This is a genomic window from Roseivirga thermotolerans (assembly GCF_014653175.1).
Taxonomy (GTDB): domain Bacteria; phylum Bacteroidota; class Bacteroidia; order Cytophagales; family Cyclobacteriaceae; genus Roseivirga; species Roseivirga thermotolerans.
In genome coordinates this window covers 545428-564958 of sequence record NZ_BNAG01000004.1, presented here as the reverse complement: position 1 = coordinate 564958, position 19531 = coordinate 545428, and the positions used below count along the sequence as shown (strand labels likewise).

Here is a 19531-nt window from a genome sequence, read left to right as displayed (position 1 = left end):
AATATAACGCAGGACATTATATAACAAACCCAGCAATTCCCGCAGTGCCATGCATTTAATATAAAATCAGTTATCGACTCTAGTACAATAACGTCAGGTTTTATGTCAAAGGAATGATGATTATGAGTGATCCACGATTACTCTGCAAATACCTGCTGAAAGTTTCAGGCAACATATTGCCCTATTTTCATGTATTTGGCACCAACAAACTGCTGATCATTCGCTTATTTTGCTAAAAGTCAAAACCTGCTCATTGACCATGAGGCGAAAAATCCCTGAATCAACGCTACCAAAACTCAATCGCTCGCAAATGATTACTCCCGAAGGCATGCAAAAATTAAGGGAAGAACATGATCATTTGTGGCGCGTGGAACGCCCGGACGTTACCGCTAAGGTGTCGTGGGCAGCCAGCCTGGGAGACCGTTCAGAAAATGCCGATTACCACTACAACAAAAAGCGGCTAAGAGAAATTGATAGTCGTCTTCGTTATTTAAGGAAGTGTATCGATGACTTTAAAGTCATAAACTACCACCCCAACCAGGAAGGAAAAGTAAATTTTGGTGCCTGGGTAGAAATCAAAAACGAAGCAAAAGGCCTCCGTAATCGCTTCCGGATTGTAGGTTATGAAGAGCTTATTGGCAATAAAAATTATATCTCTATGGACTCCCCCATGGCCAAAGCATTACTTGGTAAACAAGTAGGTGACGAAGCCATTGTTACGACCAAATTGGGTGATTTTGTTTGGAAAATCATGAGTATCGAGTACGAGAAGTAGGATAATTCATTTAGGAACTGTACATCATCAAATAGTGGCCCAGCTCACCATCAGTACGTCATTCCGGAAGTAGCGCAGCGGATATCCGGAATCTCTTTTTTGCCCACGGGTTATTGGTCTTTTATCTGTATTTGCTTGAACGAGCTAGTAAAGTTAGACCCCTCATTAAATGAAATCTATTATTTGAACTATGGCGAAAGGGCCGAGAGGTCGACTGCTGGTTCTGAATGGAAAGTGTACGCGGCTCAATAAAGCCTTAATTTATAGAGCACCTCCCGTGATTTAAGGCTTTACCCATGTTAAGAAAGGACTGACCTTGACATCGACCCCACTTCACTTGAAGTGTTGATTATGAGTTAATTAGATATTGTTGATTGAGCGGACTTGTTCGTTTTATACTTTTCGGTGTGATTTTCAGGCCCTTGCTGCGAATAATTGAGTAAAGGGTTATGAAAAAAATCACTCAGGAAAAATGTTAAGAAGAACAAAAGCACGTGGGCTAATTGGGATCTGTATCACTTGGCTGATGTTGGCGAGCAATGGCAATGCTCAACAAGCGAGAGACTCTCTTCAAACGGCCGGGGCTTTGGATATCATTGTTCAACAGGCCCTTAGTTTGATACACTCTGAAGCACCGGAGTTTTCCCCTTTTCAAAGTTCTACCCCAACCTTAGAAGAGTTGGAAGACATTGGCTTTGAACAGGTATATGCCAATCACCTGATTCAAATGACCATGAGGGATGGAAACAAGCTGCAGGCCTATCATTATACCTCAGAAAGTAACTACACCTTTCTATTACTCCATGCGGCTCTTTCTACGGGTTATCTGTACAACAAAACGGCAGGCCTGTTGCGTGAGGCCACCGGTGCTGAGGTAATAGCCCTGGATTTTAGAGGCCATGGCAATTCCGAAGGTATTAAAGGAGATGTGAGTTATGTGGATCAGTATGTGGACGACCTGGCCGATGTAGTGGCCTTTTTAATGAAGCAAAAACCAAGTCGCAAGATTATTCTGGCAGGACATTCCATGGGCGGTGGAATAGCTCTTCGCTATGCCATGAAGAAGAACGTACCCGAAGTAGGCGGCTATGTTTTATTTGCCCCTCTTTTTGGTGAAAACTCCCCTACTTCTGTGCCATCTTCTGACACCCCCGATAATTCTCAAATGCTAAAAGCACATTCTCGGAGGATTCTGGGAATAAAAATACTGAACCTGCTCCAAGAACATCGATATGATAGTTTGCCGGTGCTATATTTTAATCTGCCGGAGCAGTTCCCCTTTCGTCATTATACCTACAGGGCATTTGAAAGCATGGCTCCCAATGATTACCGTGAGGGCTTAAGGGCTGTAAACCAACCTCTGCTGGTTTTAGCGGGAGGTAAAGACGAAGTATTCCGGGCTTCGGCTTACCCGGTTGCTGTTTCAGAATTTAGCAATGGTGAGGCAGTAGTGTTAGAAGGGCTTTCACATGGAGGTATACGCCACAGCAAAAAAGCCATGAGCATTGTTTCTTCCTGGTTTAATCGGCACTTTCAATAGAGTATTTTTTAGTGAAAGCATTTAACCATAGCGAAAAACAGTTTTTCCAACTTTTGGAGCAGCACAAAGGCATTGTTATAAAAGTGGCCAACGCCTACTCCAACACAGAGAACGATAGAGACGACCTCATTCAGGAAGTAAGCTATAACCTTTGGAAATCGTGGCCTAACTATAACCCAAAGTATAAACTCTCTACCTGGGTATATACCATTGCTCTTAATGTATCCATCTCCTTTTACCGAAAACACAGCAAACGGGTGCAAATGTATAGAGCCATTGAAGAGGTTGAATTAGAGTTAATTGAAGCTGAAGAACTGGACCGGACTGAGGAAGTCCACAAGCTTCTCTACAGGTTCATTGGGCGCCTGCGTCCGCTAGATCGGGCATTAATGTTACTCTATTTGGATGAACAGACTTATGACGATATGGCTGCTGCATTGGGTATTAGTAAAACTAATGTGGCAACAAAGATTTCTAGGATAAAGAAGGTATTGAAGCAACAATTTGAACGTGAAGAAAGAGGGTTATGATAGAAGATAAATTGCATAGTGCATGGAAAGCCCAGAATTCTGATGACCTGGTGCTAAGGATTTTTAAGGAAGTAAAGCATCAAAAGGCCGAACGGGTAATCGACCGAACCAAGTTGAATACATGGCTCTTTTTGTTCTATAACCTGGTAATGCTGGGGTGGTCAACCATGGTTTTATGGAGTCACAAACAGGTTATAGCGGTTGTTATGGGTGCAGTACTTTTATGGCTGCTTAGTGGTTGGGTTGCGTACCTCAACATAAAACAACTCCAGGGTATGTATAGCCTAAATGTGGCTTTGCCCATAGCAAAGTATCAGAAGAAGATTGAAAGGCTAAAGCTGGAAAGAATTCGGCACAATCGGCTAATTTTCTACAGTTGTATAGTCTATTTCTGGTCATTGATTATCACCCTTTTTGAATGGGATATTGCCAATGCTCTTGTAAATACCTGGCAGAAGAGTCCTCTCACGGTATGGGCTCATGTGTTCTTGTTGGTGAGCTGGTTTCCTTTCGCCCACTGGTTGCTAAGCAAGTATGACAAACCGGGCAATGGTGTCATGTGGCAAAAGCTCGCCAAACAGTCATTTCTTACAGATTTATCTATCAATTTTTCTTTAAACAAAGTACTTAATCATCTTCAGGAACTCGAAACGTTTGAAAACAACGAATCCTGACATCAACCATCGACAGAGCATGTATTCTCAAAGACTCAATAAAATCAGAACCTATTTACTGCAGTTTATTTATCTGGCTACGGCCGTAAGTGTTGGTTTTCAGGCATGGAGGGAAATTCTTATGCCCGAAGGCACCTGGGATCCGATCTATGGAGTCACATACAGTGTTTGGGCTGCTTATGCCCTACTCATGTTGCTTGGCATTAGGTATCCATATAAACTGCTTCCGCTTATGGTGCTTCAGTTCTTATATAAACTTATTTGGGTAGTGGGTGTTTATTACCCTTTGTACACGAGTGGTAAGCCTGCCGGTGAGGAGCTTTTTCTATCCTGGAGGGTTGCAATACTGGTTGAGCTGATAGTTATTCCCTGGGGGCACTTTTATACAAGCTATATAAAGGGCTTTTTAAAGAAAAGTGCTATAAAAACTCAGACCTCAGGTTGAGCGAAATGCTTTAGCCAACCCTGGCAATGCTCACCAATTCCGATAGTTCTATTCTGTATTTGCCGAATCGGGTACCACCTACAACGGTAAGTGCCGGAGGCAATTGGGGTACCGTAACAGCTCCATAGTCTTTGGCTTCAATGGCGCTAAGGTCCTTACTCATCAGTTTTACCTGAATAATATCTCCGTTGGTTTTAACAAGCTCCAGAGTTGCTCCCAGAGGTATGGCATCTATGGCCGATTGTGCTTCTTGCCGGGTCATACGTTTTTTAGGTATAACAAGTCTTAAGCCATTGTGTTTCGGGAAGGTCATAAACCATGAACAATGAATTATGAACCAAAAACCAATTGCATTAAAAAAGGGTCGGAAAAATCCCAACCCTGCAAGTATCGGCAAATCAGTAGGGTTTAGCGAAGTACTTTCACCTGAACGGCTACCAGTCCTTTAGGACCTTGTTCTACCTCAAAGCTTACTTTGTCGCCTTCCTGAATGGTTTCTTTGGTGCTATTGATGTGTACAAAGTAGCGGGTTTTGGTTCCATCCTGATCGATGAATCCGTAGCCTTTGGCATGATTAAAAAAGGCTACACGACCTCTGCGTTCGGCAGTCAGGTCTTCTTTTTCCTTTTTAGGAATACCTATTTCAATATCCGAAGCCTTTACCTTGTTTGGTTTTGCGTTCGGATCTGGTGGGGTGTCTGTAATGTTTCCATTTTCGTCCAGATAAGCCATCATGCTATCCAGACTACCATCAGAAGAATTGGCTTTGCGTTCTTCGCGTCTTGCCTGCTTTTCTTTCTTCTTCTGAAGTTTCTTTTTTTCTCTTTCTTTTTTGTTGAATGTGGTTTGTGATCGGGCCATAAATTAGTTTAGAAATGAATATAAAGTATTGAAAACCACTCGATAGCCCATCACAGGTACACCATCGAGTGGTATAAAGTTTAGTGCTTAAGCTACTACTCTTACTTTCACGGCATTGATACCTTTCTTACCGCGCTCAGTTTCGAATTCTACCTCGTCATTCTCACGGATGTCTTCAGTAAGACCTGACTGGTGAACGAAAATGTCGTTTCCTCCATCGGCAGGCACAATAAAGCCAAAACCTTTAGAGAAGTTGAAAAATTTAACTGTTCCTTTTTGCATTGTATTAAACATTAATGAATTACTATTTCCCGGAGCTGTACTAAATGGTTTAGACGTACAACCCAAGGCTTGCCCTTTCAGGCATTTTAATCAAGAAATAAGTGGGGCAAAATTTTTATTGAATCAGGTGGGATTAAATAAAGAAAAGCTACTCCTGCTATTTCTTATGGCAAAGGTGGGGTTAATTAATGGCATTTCCTATTCTGCCATCAAAATACAAGATAATTTAACTGAAGGCCGCCCATGCAAACTGCCCCACAGGCAAGATTTGCACAGGCAACCCCGGTCTGATTGTTCTACCAGCCCAAATAATAGTCTTTGTCGAGCCAGTATGGCCAGCCTAATCCAAAGTGTTCTTGCAGCATATTTTCGGCCACGCAAAATGCACCTTCTACCCAACCTTGCTGATCGGAGTATGCTTCTCCGCAAATATGAATGTTTTCGCCCGAAATGGGTTTGCGCATGTAGGGCATTACACGGTTCACTTTAAAACCGGCTTTCCAGGCGTGGTAGCCCGCCCCGAAGGGATCGTCTGTCCAGTCTTTGAAATAGGTAATGTACGGATCGGGAATTTCTACGCTGTCACCGTGCAACTCTCTCAGCTGATTCATTAGCTCGTTCACCATAAACTGGCTGGCCTGTACATCGTTGAGACTCTTTACTTCTTCGGCTCCAACCGACTGGGTAGATTTTACTTCAAACAACAGCTCATCGTCTGAAAGGGCCTTCCAGAAAGTTTCGGTTTCCATGTCGCCATAGCTTCCCAATAGCATAGAGTGCTGGTTGTTGGGATCGGTACCGAAGTAGTAACACTGTCGCATTGGCAGATCGGTAATGGAATGCCCCGAATCGATACCCAACTCCTTCCACCAGGGCCGTTCAAAGCCCATTAGAATCTTAAAAGAAGGCTCTTTAATCACCGATCGCATGTTGTTGTTTACACTGTCATCGCTAAAGAAGAAGTTTTGCTGATTGAGCAGCTCCAACGACTTTCTGGGCATAGCCAGAATAATGGAGTTGGCATATACCTGCCATTTTTCATTACTCTTTAAATTCAGGAAGGTCAGCTGGTACCTGCCCTTGGACTGCTCATCGTTTTTACCAAAGTCAAGAAGTTGGTTTTCGCTCCAAATGCAGGCTCCGGAGTATTCCATATACTGATTGGCCAGGGCGTAGGCAATACTGTCGTAACCCTCTTCAATGGTTTTATAGGTTGGGTTTTGCGAAAAATCTCCAACCATATAGGGAAATGCCTCGGCAGAGTTCCAGTTGATGGTGTTGGAATAGTAGCCTCCGGCATTGGCCAAAAACAGATATCCTTCTTGTGATACCTGGTCTTTAATGAGGTTCCAAAAACCTATGTCGTTTACTTTTCGGGCATGATAAGGCGAGCCCGGGAAGTTATAGGTGAGCATGGGTTTTACCTCGTCCCAATCCCGACTGGTAAGCATAAATGTGTAGTCGTAGCTGCCGGCCTCATGACTTACTTTACTTCCATAGTTGGTTTTGAACCACGGGTCGGCCATTAATACATCGTAAATGATTTTATTAAAGAGCTGATCGGCACTGTAGCCAATATCGTCCTGGTTAAGGAAGTAACGGGTAGTAAGTTTTTTATTCTGCTTTTGGGCCACCTCCCATGCATCTTGCTTAAAATGCTCTTTTCGTAAATACATAAGTAGCTTGGAAGTATTGCCCATAGGAAACGGCACCGGTGTCATTTTATCCTTAAGTACCGAAGTTCGTTTGTTCAGATCCGGCTCAGAGAGTGGGTAACCTTCTATGAGTGTAGTCACTATTTCTTGCGAAGTAAGGTATCTCATGCCTCCTAGTTCGCCCCAAAAATTCATACCCGGCATAATAACCGACTCCAGCCTTCCTCCCAGCTTGGTGTTCATGTCGAATATTTGTACCTGGCTTCCGTTGTATTTCTTTTCGTCCAACAGACGGTAGGCACTGTAGAGGCCTGAGGTTCCGGCTCCTACTATGGCAACTTCAACCTGAAGTCCGTCTTTAAAACCGGAGTTGAGTGGTGTGTTTTTGTTCATAATGTAAAGTTGTTTTGTATGTTACTTTAATGCTTTGAAGAATTGGTCGCCCATTTTAAAAGGACTTAAATCGATTGAAGTATGGCCATCGAGACTTAGGTCTACCAGAATTTTTCCTAAGTATGGCGTAAACTTTGCCGCCCAGCCGGTGGCATAAATCACCACATTCTTATAGTTATCTACATAATTTGGTGCAAAATCTATAATGAGTTCCTTGTTCGGTATTTTGCTCAGGGCCACCAGACAAGTAGAAGTAAAAAGCGGTTCAGGAGCCAGACCGGTCATATGGTCTTTCACCCATTGAGAAGTATAGGCCAACTCTTGTGGATTGGGTATAAATGTGCGTTGGGAAGGGTCGTCCAGGGGTTGCATTACAAAATCAGGAGCTACTCGTATGTATTCGGGGTTATCCCAGTATACTTCCGGAAACCCGTAAAACTGATTGCCATTAGTGCCTTCGGGGTTCTGAAAAACAAACCAGGTAGGATACTGTATACTGTTTTCGGTTTTTTTAAAGTAGGCCGAGGCCATATTCCAATAAGTGGCTTCTATGCTAAAATTGAGCAGGTTAATGACATCGTTCACAAACGGACCTGGAGTTAGTATCAGTTTTTCGGTCAAAAACTTAGCCGTTGGGGTAGAAACCATAAAGCCGCTTCCCTCCGGTTGAATATGAATTACTGGCGATTGCTGTTTCAGGCTTATGTATGAGTTATTGTGGCACTGCTCCAATAAAGTTTCGATAGTTGCTCTAAAATCTATGCTGGCACCATCGGCCTGAAATATACCCTCGTAAGAATCAGGCAAGTTCTTAAACTGATATTGCGATTCAATCTGACTGCTTGTAAGCGATTCATACGGTACATTAAGAGCGTCCATCGCCTTTTTCGCTTCGTTGATATTGCCCTCGGTCGATTGTACGGTTGGGTCCCCAAACCACAGGGTTCCTACCTTATCCAGTAATACCGATTGGGCATGTGATTGTAGCTCATCCCAATAAGGCATGGAATCCAGAGCCATTTGCACCATATATTCTTGAGGATATGGAATTCTGAATTGCCGGGATACCCCAGCCGAACTTCCTTGCTGGTTTAGAAATTCATACTGTTCTAAGACAAGCGACTTCACCTTGCGTTTGCCAAGGTAATAGGCTGAAGCCAGGCCCATAGCCCCGCCTCCAATTACAATAACTTCGTATTTTTCAATGCTCATAATGTGTGTGGTGTTTGTTTATGTGTGTGTTTTTAAGTATCAGTAAGTCAATTGATTATAATATGCAATATAAGATCTGATAGACGTGCTTTCTTGCCTAAATGAACAGACCATAGGCACAGACAAACAGCTATAAAAAAACGGTTCGACCATAAAACAGGGAACCGTTCTTTAGATTGCACTTATTTAATAAAGCTGTGCTGATTAATGCTTTAAAGCAAAAGAGCTTGTATGTGGAGATCATGATGTGGTGTTTATTATTTCTGAAATCTACACAGAATTTGCAGAAAAACGCACAGCCACACAGGCTTTTAGTGGGTAGTTAACCTTAGGTGAAAGGGATTTCTTCCCATCTCTTTTGGCCAAAAATCAACCTGACTCTTGACCCGTTATACTTGAATATAAGTATTGTTTATAGATCTTCTTTATAGAAAACCTTGCTTACAATCAGCCATTTCCCGTCTACCTTCAACAAAGTCATGTAGTCGATAAAGCGAAAGCCTTCATAAGTAATGGTAAGCTTTGCCTGCGCAGCATTGCCTTGCACATCGACAGAAACAATGCGGGTTGTTCGGTTTTGCCTGGGGCCCGGCTTCATGCCTTTCTTAAAGAACTCCAGCACATTTACATTTTGGTGTCCGTTGCCCCCAACTGACTGCATCATGGCCTCCGGATGAAAAGCTTTGGCCAAAGTAGCGTAGTCGTTGTTTGTGCCACCTTCCAGGTAATAATTAAGCGTGGTGGTAATCTGGTCTACTTCCTGCTTTTGCGATTGAGCCTGTGTCGATAAGCTACTGATGGTAAGCCCAATAAGGCAAACCAGAATTTTACTAATGTTCATGATTTTTGATTTTTAATTAAGTGTTATTAATTGAGCTTTTGGAGACATTGAACAAACCTTTCCATCTCTTGTTCTTTACCAACCGTGACCCTTGCATAGGTTTGGTTTTCATAATCGAGCTGGCCTATTTGCACCCCATAGCCTTCTAACGCTGCACGCAAATTCCTGCCCTTTGTATTGAAGTAGACAAAGTTGGCTACCGAAGGGCTACAACGGTAGCCAAGCGATTCCAGTGCTTTTATGGTGGATTGCATAACCCGGGCATTTGTGGTTCGCGTGGTTTGTACAAAGCTGCTAGACTGTAGTGCATTACCGGCTGCCACAAGGGAAAGAGTACTCAAGTCGTGGTTGGGCCAGGGAACAAGTTGTTGCAATTGCCTGATAATGGCAGCTGAAGCCATTAAATACCCCATTCTAAGCCCGGCCATACCATAGATTTTACTAAAAGTTCTCACTATAATAAGGTTGGGCATTTGCTTGAGAAGCCCCACCAAAGACTGCCCGTCACCGGCATACTCAATGTATGCTTCATCGAGTATAATCAGGGTTTTTGAGTTAATGCTTTTACAAAAAAGCTCCATTTCAGTCCGTTCATAAAAGGTACCTGTGGGGTTGTTCGGGTTCACCAGATAAATGGCTCCCGGGGTTTCATCTGCTTCTTTCAATGCAGCAAGGTCGAACTTATAGTCCTTAGTGAGTGGTAAGGAGTTTGGCTTCCCTCCTGCTTTCTTTAGCGTGTCAGGCAAGATGTTGAAGGTTGGGCTGCAATAATGCAGGGTAGCGCTTTTCTGCTGCACATAATGTCCCAGCAGTTGCAGTAAAACCGAACTACCGGCCCCAAGCATTATCATTTGACTTTCCAGCCCATGAAAAGATGCCAGTTGCTCACGTAGATTATTGGCATATATTCCCTGATAACGAAATAGCTCACCATCAAAATGACGGATGGAATCTAAGACGCTTTTCGGTGGTCCATAGGGGTTTTCGTTGGCATTAAGTTTAATGACTGTTTCCGCATCATTTTGCCTTAAAAATTCTTTGGAGAGGTACGGAGATAGCAACAGACTCCCTCCCATTGTAAGGGCCGTTCCAAGCCAGTCTCTACGGTTAATTGATTGTTGAATACGCGTCATGGACTTAAGTTGACTAATTCCTGCGAAGCGTATTCGTTTATCTTTCTCGTCAGTACTATTTACTTTCAGAGGGTTCTATGCCATTAGCCGTTGCCTGATCTGTTGCCGCATTTGGCGGCTCACAGGAACGGTTTTACCGGTACTTAGCTGCAAATGATAGAGGTTATGTTTTACCCGCACTATATCCGTAACCAGAGAAAAATTTACTGCAAACGACCGATGCACTCTCATAAACTGATTAGGAAGCAGTTTGAGTAAGTGGTTGAGCGGTTTGTCGTAGACATAGGTTTTGTTAGAAGTATGTAATTCCGAGTAAATACCTGAAGCCTGAATAAATTGAATGTCGCTTATGGGCACCAGGGTGATATCTCCCCTCATTTTTACCGCCAACCGTTGCAAATGAGTATCAGTGCCCTTAGATAGGCGAAACCGCTCTACTGCCTTGGCAATACGGTCTTGGGTAAATGGTTTGCCCACAAAATCGAGCACTCCATGTTCGAAGGCTTCAATGGCCCTGTCGGTGTAGGCCGATACAACAATGGTTTTAAAAGGTTGTGCTAAAAAGAAATCCAATACCTTAAATCCATCTTTTCCATGCAGGCTCAGGTCTAAAAATGTAAGTTCAATCGGGTGTTCTTCCAATAGCTCGTGGGCGGTTTCAAGCGAATCGGCATGGTGCAATACCAACCGGTCGCAAAAAGCCAGGCGAACGAAGCGTGCCAGCCGCTGAAAGACCAGGTGTTCATCTTCTATAATCAGTACTTCCGTCATTTAGGCAGGCTTATTCGGGTTGAAAATCCAAAATTGTTCCACTCGTGTTTGAGCTCAAATCGCTTATATACCTCTGCGAGCCTTGATCGCACATACTGCAGGCCCAGACCTTCTCTCACGCTCTCAGGAGCCTCTCCGTCATTATGTACCACAAAGTCAATAGAGCCCTCATTTTCTTCTTTTCGAATTACGAAAAGTCCCTCCTGCTTACTGCTATAGCCATGTGTAATTCCATTTTCTACCAGAGTAAGTAGTATGCCCGGAGGCAATTCATCTTCTACTGAAATGTTTTCAATGCGTGTGCGAAACACTTTGTTGAGGCGTGTAGACATAATGCCCAAATGAGCCTCAATAAGTTGCAGCTCTTCCTGTACACTCACCATGCGCTGTTGACTTAGCTTTGAAAAGAAGCTGAATTCTTCCGATAAATGTTGAACGAATTCACCGGCTTTCTGAGGATGACTTTCGATCAGCTCCTGCAATGAGGTAAGGGAATTGAGAATAAAATGTGGCTGAATACTTTTTCGCAACAGATGGTTTTCCAACTCGACCGATTTACGCTGCGCCATTTGATAATCGAGCGTCTGTTTGGAAAGTCGCATTCCGCTGGCGGCCATCATCATTAACACCATTACTATAGTACCAATAAAGTAGCCAAAAGGCACAAGGTTGGCCAACGCCAGTAAGGTAAAGGCCAAAAGCATTATGAGTCCGAGTAGAAAAAGTATAGATGAAGGTTCTTTCTTCGTGTACCGGGCTGTTTGCAAAATGGCAATAACAATACCGGCCACAAGAAATAAGTCCTCGCTCAACCAACCATAAGCTATGGCCGAAAAGGACAGAAAACCCAATGCCCACCACCTAAGGTTACTTAGCCTATGATAATAGCCTAAGAACAAGTTTAAGCTAAAGAGACCTAATATGACACTTATGTAAATGCAGTCTGAGGCTTTTAACCCAAGAATCAACAGTTCTTCCGGTGGTAAAGTCTTCAACCCCACTTTAAGCATATGAAAGGCGCAATAAGCCGCAAAAAACAAATAGGTGATTTGTCTTCTATAGCCAAAATAGAGCGTTAGGTTGAACAGCACCGCGCAGGCCAGCACCGAAGTGAGCACCAGAAAGGTTTCATGGAAATTCAAGCCAAGCATAATCAAAAGTAACGAAACCGATGCTTTATATGATGATTTGCCTTACCTGCCAAAAGAAAATATAACCATAGAAAAGCTAGTGTACCCGGCTCCCCCATCTTTTTAAAGTAGTAGATCGGCAGTCAATTGCCTACAGGTTGTTGCAAGAATATGTAAACTTGCGGGCAGTTAGTGAAAAGCCAAAAAATTGAAGACCATAGCCTTAAAGCCCGGTAAAGAAAAATCATTGTTTCGCGGACACCCTTGGGTGTTTAGTGGGGCATTAAACCTGAAAGAAAGTCTGCACAACGGAGAATTGGTTCGTGTGCAGTCTCACAAAGGCCAGTTTCTTGGGATTGGCCATTATCAGAATGCTTCCATAGCCATACGCATCATTTCTTTCGAAGACCAGCCAATTGATGAGGCTTTTTGGCAAAAATCGCTGCAATCAGCTCTGGAGACCCGTCAGCGCTTGGGATTGCCCAATGCCGATACCAATATGTATAGACTGGTGCATGGAGAAGGCGACTTACTCACAGGCTTGGTGATTGATGTATATGCTAAAACAGCTGTTATACAACCTCATTCCCATGGTATGTTCCTGCAGGCCAAAAATATAGCCACGGCATTGAAAGAAGTGTTGGGTAACGAATTGGAATGTATTATTTTGAAGCACCCCAGTGCCACCAATTCTACACAAGCCGAAGTTCTTTATGGTGAAGCAAGCACAGTGTATACGGCCAAAGAATGGGGGCTTTCTTATAGCCTCGATCTATTGAACGGTCAAAAAACAGGCTTTTTTGTCGATCAGCGGGAAAACCGAAAGAAGCTGGCTCAATACAGCTCAGGCAAGAAAGTGTTGAATACCTTTTGCTATAACGGAGGATTTTCCCTGTGTGCCTTGGCGGCCGGAGCCGAACGTGTAGTGTCAGTAGATGTTTCCAAGCCAGCCATTGAGTTAACTAAAGTCAACTTACTGAATAACGGCTACTCGCCAGAACAACACCCGTGTCTGGCCATTGATACCTTTGAATACCTGCAGCAGAACAGCAAAGATTTCGATGTTATTGTACTCGATCCACCTGCATTTGCTAAGCACTTAAGTGCTCGTCATAATGCCCTCAAAGGCTACCAGCGTCTCAATGCTATGGCCTTAGAGCAAATAAAACCAGGAGGAATTCTTTTCACATTTAGTTGCTCTCAGGTGGTCGATAAGAATCTTTTCTATAATGCAGTGGTCGCAGCAGCTATTCAGGCCAGGAGAAAAGTAAAAGTGCTGGAGCGGTTATCGCAACCAGGCGATCACCCCGTAAGCCTTACCCACCCGGAGGGTGAATACCTGAAGGGCCTTATTCTGGAGGTACTATAAGTAACAGCACTTGCCTGAAAGGCTGGACCAAACTATTTTCGCGGCATGAAAACCTTCACCAAATGGATACACACCCTGGTTTTAACAATGCTTCTAGTAGCTTGTGAAAATCGGAAAGACCAGGTCTTTACACCCACCACTTTTACTGTGGAAGAGGCCTATGAGTTTCTTCTCGATGCCGGATTTATGACAGATGCCCCGAAAGGACAACGCGGCTACAACCCGAAAGCACTGCACAAGGAATCGGCTGAAGATCTTCTGGGACTCATTACCACCCTGGCTCCTAACAAAGAACCGGCCTTGGTCTTTTATCTTGAAGTGGCCGGAGCTACTCTACCTAATGAAAAAGAGCGAGAACTGTTTATAACCCAGTGGACTGATAAAATTCCCTGGTTTGCTACCGACATTGTTACGGCCATCAATTTTGAGCTTAACAATCCTGAACAACAAATTATTTCAGAAGCCATAGACCATCTTATTTCCAGCCTTTCTACCGAGCAAACCATAGCCCTTTTGGTTCGGCAGAGCTTTATTAGAGAAAATATGGGGCCTGATGGAAATGGCAACGGAGAATATACCATACTGGAAGAAGGCGTTGAGCATTGGTCGGCCAACTATATGCTGCAGTGTGCCGACAATATTCGAAAAGAACAGCCGGGAGAAAACCTATTAGTCATTGCCGAGGCCCTTGAGCAGTTGGCAGACACCAAAGTCCGGGACGAGGACAACAGGTAGTCCGATACCTGTTCATAACAACTATACTCTAGAACTACCTTTGTATAGGCGACTGTCTTTATTAAATCTCTTTTTAGCTGGTCTGAATAAAGACCCCATGCTTTGTTACGGACCATGTTTCTACTATGCCTAAAGCCGACCATTGGTAAAGATTTGAATGGAGGTAATTATGAAAACCTGCCAGAGAGAACTTAAAAATACAGGTCTGTAATTTTAATTGGCAATGATCTGTTTCTGTAAAATTAAATTTGCCCAAACACCCATCAAGCCACAATAATAAAAAAGCGTTTCCCGTTCAGGCTTTTCTTATTAATTTATCGGTCGATTGTTGCAGGAAATACAACAACCACTGAAACACTCCATTTTCTGCTTCGATCCTCACAGAAATTATCAAATTTTTTAAACGATTGTATGAAACCTGAGCGCGCTGGCTCAAACCATTTGAAACTATGGAACAACCAAAAAAGAACACCTCCAGGAGAGACTTTATTAAAACACTAGGACTAGGAACGGCTGCATTTACCATTGTGCCACGCCATGTGTTAGGCAAAGGCTATAAGGCCCCGTCAGATACATTCTATCTGGCTGGTATTGGTGTAGGCGGAAAGGGTTATTCAGACCTGACCGAATGTGCTAAAAGCCCTGCAGTAAAAGTGGTTGCTTTGTGTGATGTTGACGACAGAAGAGCGGCCAATGCCCGCAAAACTTTTGCTGATGCCATTTATTACAAAGATTACCGGGTAATGCTGGAAAAAGAAACCGGCATAGACGGTGTAACCATTGCCAGTCCTGACCATATGCACGCCATTCAAACCATGGCTGCTATGCAACGTGGTAAACACGTATATGTGCAGAAACCACTTACCCACGACATTGCCGAAGCTCGGGAACTTACTGAAGCAGCCCACAAATACAAAGTGGTAACCCAAATGGGAAATCAGGGAGCCTCTGGAGATGGTGTAAGAAAAATGCAAGAGTGGTATCAAGCCGGCCTTATAGGCGATGCCACAGAGGTGTGGTGCTGGACCGACCGTCCGGTGTGGCCACAGGGAATTGCCTGGCCAGCTGAACGCAAAGCACAGGTGCCAAAAGAGCTGGATTGGGACTTATGGCTAGGAACCGCCCCAAAGAAAGACTATATCGATAACCTGGTGCCTTTCAACTGGCGTGGCTGGTGGGACTATGGTACAGGAGCTCTGGGTGATATGGCCTGCCACATTATAGAACCGGCCTTTAAAACCTTGAAACTGGGTTATCCTACAGGAGTTGAGGCTTCCGTAGGCTCTGTGTATGTGGGTGAATTTAGAAGAGGTTACTTCCCGGAAAGCTGCCCTCCTTCTTCGCACATTACCCTAGACTTTCCCGAAAGAGGAGATCAGCCGGCTTTAAAACTTCATTGGATGGACGGAGGTATTCAGCCACCACGACCTGAGGAACTGGGTGCCAATGAACAAATGGGCGATGGAGGCAACGGAGTAATTATAAAAGGAACCCGAGGCACCATGATGTGCGGAACTTATGGTATGAACCCTAAACTCATTCCGCTGGAACTGAATGATGCGCTCAATGTAAAGGAAACTATTCCAAGAGTGCCGGAAGGACACTACGTGCAATGGGTAAATGCAGCTATGGCTGGTTATAAGCAAAAAGAGTGTAGTTCCGACTTCGATATTGCCGGGCCTTTGACAGAAAGCATCCTGATGGGTAACCTGGCTTTAAGAAGCTTCGATATTCAAAAGAAAGAAGGCAACAGAACCGTTTACCCGGGCCGATACATAAAACTACTTTGGGATGGACCAAACATGAAGGTGACCAACTTCGATGAGGCCAACCAATTTGTGAAGAGAGAATACAGAACAGGCTGGTAATCAGCCTAATAAATACGATATAAAAAGGAGATTGGTCGCGTACTAATCTCCTTTTTCATTCACTTTTTGTAACCATAAGAATTATGCTCAAACAACTCACCCTACTCCCCCTTTTGTTGCTTTCACTACTTGCTCATGCTCAGAGCAATTTAGACCAGAAGCTAGGCAATCACCGCTTTCGGTTCATTGGTCCGGAGGGTAATCGGGCCATTGCGGTAGCTGGTGTTCCGGGCGACCCTATGATTAATTACATTGGTGCCGCTTCGGGCGGACTTTGGAAAACCGATGACGGAGGCATTAACTGGCGCCCCATTTTTGACGATCAGGACATTTCTTCTATAGGCTCGGTAGCACTGGCTCCCTCCAATCCTGATCAGGTATGGGTGGGCACAGGAGAAACCTTCCTCATTCGGCCGGCACATGCCATGGGTAACGGCATTTACTTTTCGCCCGATGCAGGTCAAACCTGGGAACACAAGGGTTTAGAAAACACCGGAAGAATTGGCCATATTCTCGTACACCCCACCAACCCCAAGATTGTTTATGCCGCAGCCCTGGGTCACACTTATGGCCCACAACAAGAACGCGGAGTTTACAGAACCAAAGACGGAGGAAATACATGGGAAAGAGTGCTGTTTATCGATGAAGGCACAGGCGCTTCAGACCTAGCCATAGATCCGGAAAACCCGAACATCATATACGCAGCCATGTGGTCTATACACATCAATACCTGGGGGCTAAACAGCGGTGGCCCCGGCAGTGGTATATATAAGTCGACCGATGGCGGAGATAGCTGGGAGCCATTGAATAAGTATGGGTTGAAATTTGGGGCCGAGCGAATAGTAGGAAAAACATCTGTAGCTGTTTCACATAGCGACCCCAATGTGGTCTATGCTCTGTTCGAGGCAGAAAGCCCTGAAGTTTGGAGGTCGGAAGACAAAGGCATGAGCTGGACTTTGATGAGCCGTGAGCACGATTGGAACGAAAGAGCCCCCTATTACACCAGAATTCGGGTAAATACCGGAGACCCTAACGAAATTTATTCCATGTCCGTGCGATTTGTTCATTCGCTAGATGGTGGAAAGACCAGAAACCCCAGGCCGCCCCGTGGTGGTGGCGACAATCACGACATTTGGATAGATCCTCAAAACCCCGATCGCTACCTGGTAGCCCATGATGGTGGGGTGAGCATGACCCTCAACCATGGAAGAAGCTTTCAAAGAGTGGTGCTTCCAATCGCCCAAATGTACCACGTAGCCGTAGATGACAAAATTCCTTACAACGTCTTTGGAAATCGTCAGGATGGCTGGTCCTACATGGGGCCAAGCAACTCACTTCAGGGCTATATTCCACTTGGTTTGTGGAAAGGCGTTGGAGGTTGCGAAAGCGGTTTCGCTCAACCCGATCCGAACGATAACAACATCATCTGGTCTGGCTGTTATGATGGAGGCCTCGAAAGGCACGACATTCGAACAGGGCATTCCAGGGAAGTGAGAGTTTGGCCTGAAGCAGGCTATGGATGGGCTCCGGCCGATATGAAATATCGCTGGCACTGGAACTTTCCTTTAAGTTTTTCGCCCCATCACAAGGGAAGAGTATATGTAGGTAGTCAATACGTGCACATGTCGGACGATGGTGGCCAAAGCTGGCAAATCATCTCTCCCGATCTTACCCTCAACCTCAAATCGCATCAGCAAAGCTCAGGTGGAGTAGCCATCGATAACCTGATGACCTTCGATGGTTCTACGCTTTTCGCCATTGAAGAGTCGCCTTTAGAAAAAGGCTTGATCTGGGTTGGAACCAATGATGGCCAGGTGCAGGTAACCCGAAACGGAGGCGAGAACTGGACCAACGTTACATCGAATATTAAGGGGCTTCCCGAATGGGGCACTATAGCCAATATCGAAATATCGCGTTATCAGAAAGGTACGGTTTACATCTCTGTAGACCTACATCAGATGGGTGATTTTGCCCCTTACATTTACAAAACCACCGACTACGGCCAAAGCTGGAAGAAAATTTCTGATGGAATCCCTTCCTCTGAATCGAGCTTTGTGCATGTAATTAAGGAAGACCCTAAACGCCAGGGCATGCTCTACGCGGGTATCGATAAAGGTATCTATGTAAGCTATGACGATGGAGCCAGTTGGGATCGTTTGAGACTAAACTTACCTCCTGCTCCGGTGTATTGGATTGAGATTCAAGAGCGGTTTGACGATATGGTGGTGGGTACTTACGGACGCGGTTATTACATACTGGACGATTTGGCTGCACTCAGAAAAGCCGACCAACTGGACACCGATTTGGTTTTACTGGATGTAAGGGATACTTACCGCTTCAACAATCGCGAAAGCATTAAAACAGATGGAGGTAGCTTCAATTCAGGTCAGAACCCGCCCAATGGAGCGATCATTAATTACTACTTACCGGAAAGTGTAAAAGGCAATGTAAAAGTGGAAATTGTTAGCCGACAGGGCGATGTTATTCGTACTTTAACGCCAAGATCAAGAGCCGGTATAAACAGAACAACCTGGGATTTAAGGTATGAACCAATTATTCAGGCCAGACTTTTAACACAACCACCGGGCCGTCCTTGGGTTCAGCTCAATGGCGAAGGTTGGAGACCCCTGGTGCAATGGGATTTAGACCTCATGGCCGGACAGTACGGTCCCAGAGTGGCTCCAGGCACCTATAAAGTGAGGCTGAAAGTAGAAGATGAAAGCGGCCAGACTATCCGTGAGGTTACCAAAGATCTCAATGTACTGAAAGACCCATATTCTGAAGGAACCCAGGAAGACATTGAGGCGCAAGTCTACTTCTCTCTACAATTAAGAGATGCCATTAACGTGGCTGTAAGTAATATCAATGCAGTAGAAATGTTGCGCAAAGAATTGGAAGAAATTATTGACGAAGAATCTGATAAAAGAACCCAAAAAGAGGCCATGAGGCTTTTGGGTATAGCCGAAGATATTGCCGGTAAACTCTACGATATTCACCTAACCGGAGCCCGTGAGGATGCCTTCAGAAGCCCCATTAAGCTTTACGGCAGATTGAGTGCACTGGCCAGTGATATTAACGGCAGCGGTATTGACTTCCGCCCCACCAATCAGCAAGGCGAAGTGTACGAAGTACTGAATGAGAGGCTTCAGGCCGCAATAAAGCAGTTCGATCAGATTATTAATGAAGACATACCGAAGTTCAACAAAGCTCTGGAGAGAAAGAACAGAACAATTGAAATTGAGAAATCGGGTGGAAAGTAAAGCCGTATTGAATAATTGCAAGGAACACTTTAAGAAGTCTGCGCTTATAGTCCTTAG

General features: G+C 44.4%; 18 protein-coding genes. 9 read left to right on the top strand and 9 right to left on the bottom strand.

Going from position 1 to position 19531, the window contains the following annotated elements; all coding sequences use genetic code 11:
• The first annotated feature begins 259 nt into the window (after window positions 1–259).
• From greB to IE164_RS16180, 5 genes are all read left to right on the top strand, one after another.
• Window positions 260–775 (top strand): transcription elongation factor GreB, encoded by a 516-nt coding sequence (gene greB, locus IE164_RS16200; protein ID WP_189631298.1) that lies wholly within the window; start codon window positions 260–262, stop codon window positions 773–775.
• Window positions 776–1247: 472 nt separating this feature from the next.
• Window positions 1248–2315 carry an alpha/beta hydrolase gene (locus tag IE164_RS16195; RefSeq protein WP_189631297.1) on the top strand — a complete coding sequence of 356 codons (1068 nt, stop codon included), beginning with the start codon at window positions 1248–1250 and terminating at the stop codon, window positions 2313–2315.
• 11 nt (window positions 2316–2326) lie between these two features.
• Window positions 2327–2845, top strand: a complete 519-nt coding sequence (locus IE164_RS16190) for an RNA polymerase sigma factor (protein WP_189631296.1) — start codon at window positions 2327–2329, stop codon at window positions 2843–2845.
• Window positions 2842–3519, top strand: a complete 678-nt coding sequence (locus IE164_RS16185; RefSeq protein WP_189631295.1) for a hypothetical protein — start codon at window positions 2842–2844, stop codon at window positions 3517–3519. The genes IE164_RS16190 and IE164_RS16185 overlap by 4 nt, the downstream gene beginning before the upstream one ends.
• 19 nt (window positions 3520–3538) lie before the next feature.
• Window positions 3539–3964 (top strand): hypothetical protein, encoded by a 426-nt coding sequence (locus IE164_RS16180; protein ID WP_189631294.1) that lies wholly within the window; start codon window positions 3539–3541, stop codon window positions 3962–3964.
• 10 nt (window positions 3965–3974) lie between these two features.
• On the opposite strand, the gene IE164_RS16175 is transcribed toward IE164_RS16180, so the two are convergent.
• From IE164_RS16175 to IE164_RS16135, 9 genes are all read right to left on the bottom strand, one after another.
• On the bottom strand, window positions 3975–4226 hold the full coding sequence (locus tag IE164_RS16175) for a hypothetical protein (RefSeq protein ID WP_189631293.1): 252 nt from the start codon (window positions 4224–4226) through the stop codon (window positions 3975–3977).
• 146 nt (window positions 4227–4372) lie between these two features.
• Entirely contained in the window at window positions 4373–4825 is a 453-nt protein-coding gene (locus IE164_RS16170) for a cold-shock protein (protein ID WP_189631292.1), read from the bottom strand.
• Window positions 4826–4912: 87 nt separating this feature from the next.
• On the bottom strand, window positions 4913–5107 hold the full coding sequence (locus IE164_RS16165) for a cold-shock protein (RefSeq protein ID WP_189631291.1): 195 nt from the start codon (window positions 5105–5107) through the stop codon (window positions 4913–4915).
• A gap of 296 nt (window positions 5108–5403) precedes the next feature.
• Window positions 5404–7155, bottom strand: coding sequence for a flavin monoamine oxidase family protein (locus IE164_RS16160; protein WP_189631290.1), 1752 nt, complete (start codon window positions 7153–7155; stop codon window positions 5404–5406).
• A gap of 21 nt (window positions 7156–7176) precedes the next feature.
• Window positions 7177–8367 (bottom strand): FAD-dependent oxidoreductase, encoded by a 1191-nt coding sequence (locus IE164_RS16155; RefSeq protein WP_189631289.1) that lies wholly within the window; start codon window positions 8365–8367, stop codon window positions 7177–7179.
• Window positions 8368–8779: 412 nt separating this feature from the next.
• Window positions 8780–9208 (bottom strand): nuclear transport factor 2 family protein, encoded by a 429-nt coding sequence (locus IE164_RS16150; protein ID WP_189631288.1) that lies wholly within the window; start codon window positions 9206–9208, stop codon window positions 8780–8782.
• Between the two features lie 26 nt (window positions 9209–9234).
• Window positions 9235–10341, bottom strand: coding sequence for a pyridoxal phosphate-dependent aminotransferase (locus IE164_RS16145; RefSeq protein ID WP_189631287.1), 1107 nt, complete (start codon window positions 10339–10341; stop codon window positions 9235–9237).
• Window positions 10342–10416: 75 nt separating this feature from the next.
• Entirely contained in the window at window positions 10417–11112 is a 696-nt protein-coding gene (locus tag IE164_RS16140) for a LytR/AlgR family response regulator transcription factor (protein WP_189631286.1), read from the bottom strand.
• Window positions 11109–12263 (bottom strand): sensor histidine kinase, encoded by a 1155-nt coding sequence (locus IE164_RS16135; protein WP_189631285.1) that lies wholly within the window; start codon window positions 12261–12263, stop codon window positions 11109–11111. Before IE164_RS16135 ends, IE164_RS16140 begins: the two co-directional genes overlap by 4 nt.
• Window positions 12264–12450: 187 nt before the next feature.
• Between IE164_RS16135 and IE164_RS16130 the strand changes: the two genes are divergently transcribed.
• The 4 genes from IE164_RS16130 to IE164_RS16115 all read left to right on the top strand — a co-directional run bounded on the left by IE164_RS16130 (window position 12451) and on the right by IE164_RS16115 (window position 19474).
• Complete coding sequence (locus IE164_RS16130; protein ID WP_189631284.1) at window positions 12451–13611, top strand: class I SAM-dependent rRNA methyltransferase; 1161 nt, start codon at window positions 12451–12453, stop codon at window positions 13609–13611.
• 45 nt (window positions 13612–13656) lie between these two features.
• On the top strand, window positions 13657–14346 hold the full coding sequence (locus tag IE164_RS16125) for a hypothetical protein (protein WP_189631283.1): 690 nt from the start codon (window positions 13657–13659) through the stop codon (window positions 14344–14346).
• Between the two features lie 449 nt (window positions 14347–14795).
• Window positions 14796–16214, top strand: coding sequence for a Gfo/Idh/MocA family protein (locus IE164_RS16120; protein WP_189631282.1), 1419 nt, complete (start codon window positions 14796–14798; stop codon window positions 16212–16214).
• A gap of 83 nt (window positions 16215–16297) precedes the next feature.
• Entirely contained in the window at window positions 16298–19474 is a 3177-nt protein-coding gene (locus IE164_RS16115) for a WD40/YVTN/BNR-like repeat-containing protein (protein WP_189631281.1), read from the top strand.
• The last annotated feature ends 57 nt before the right edge of the window (window positions 19475–19531 follow it).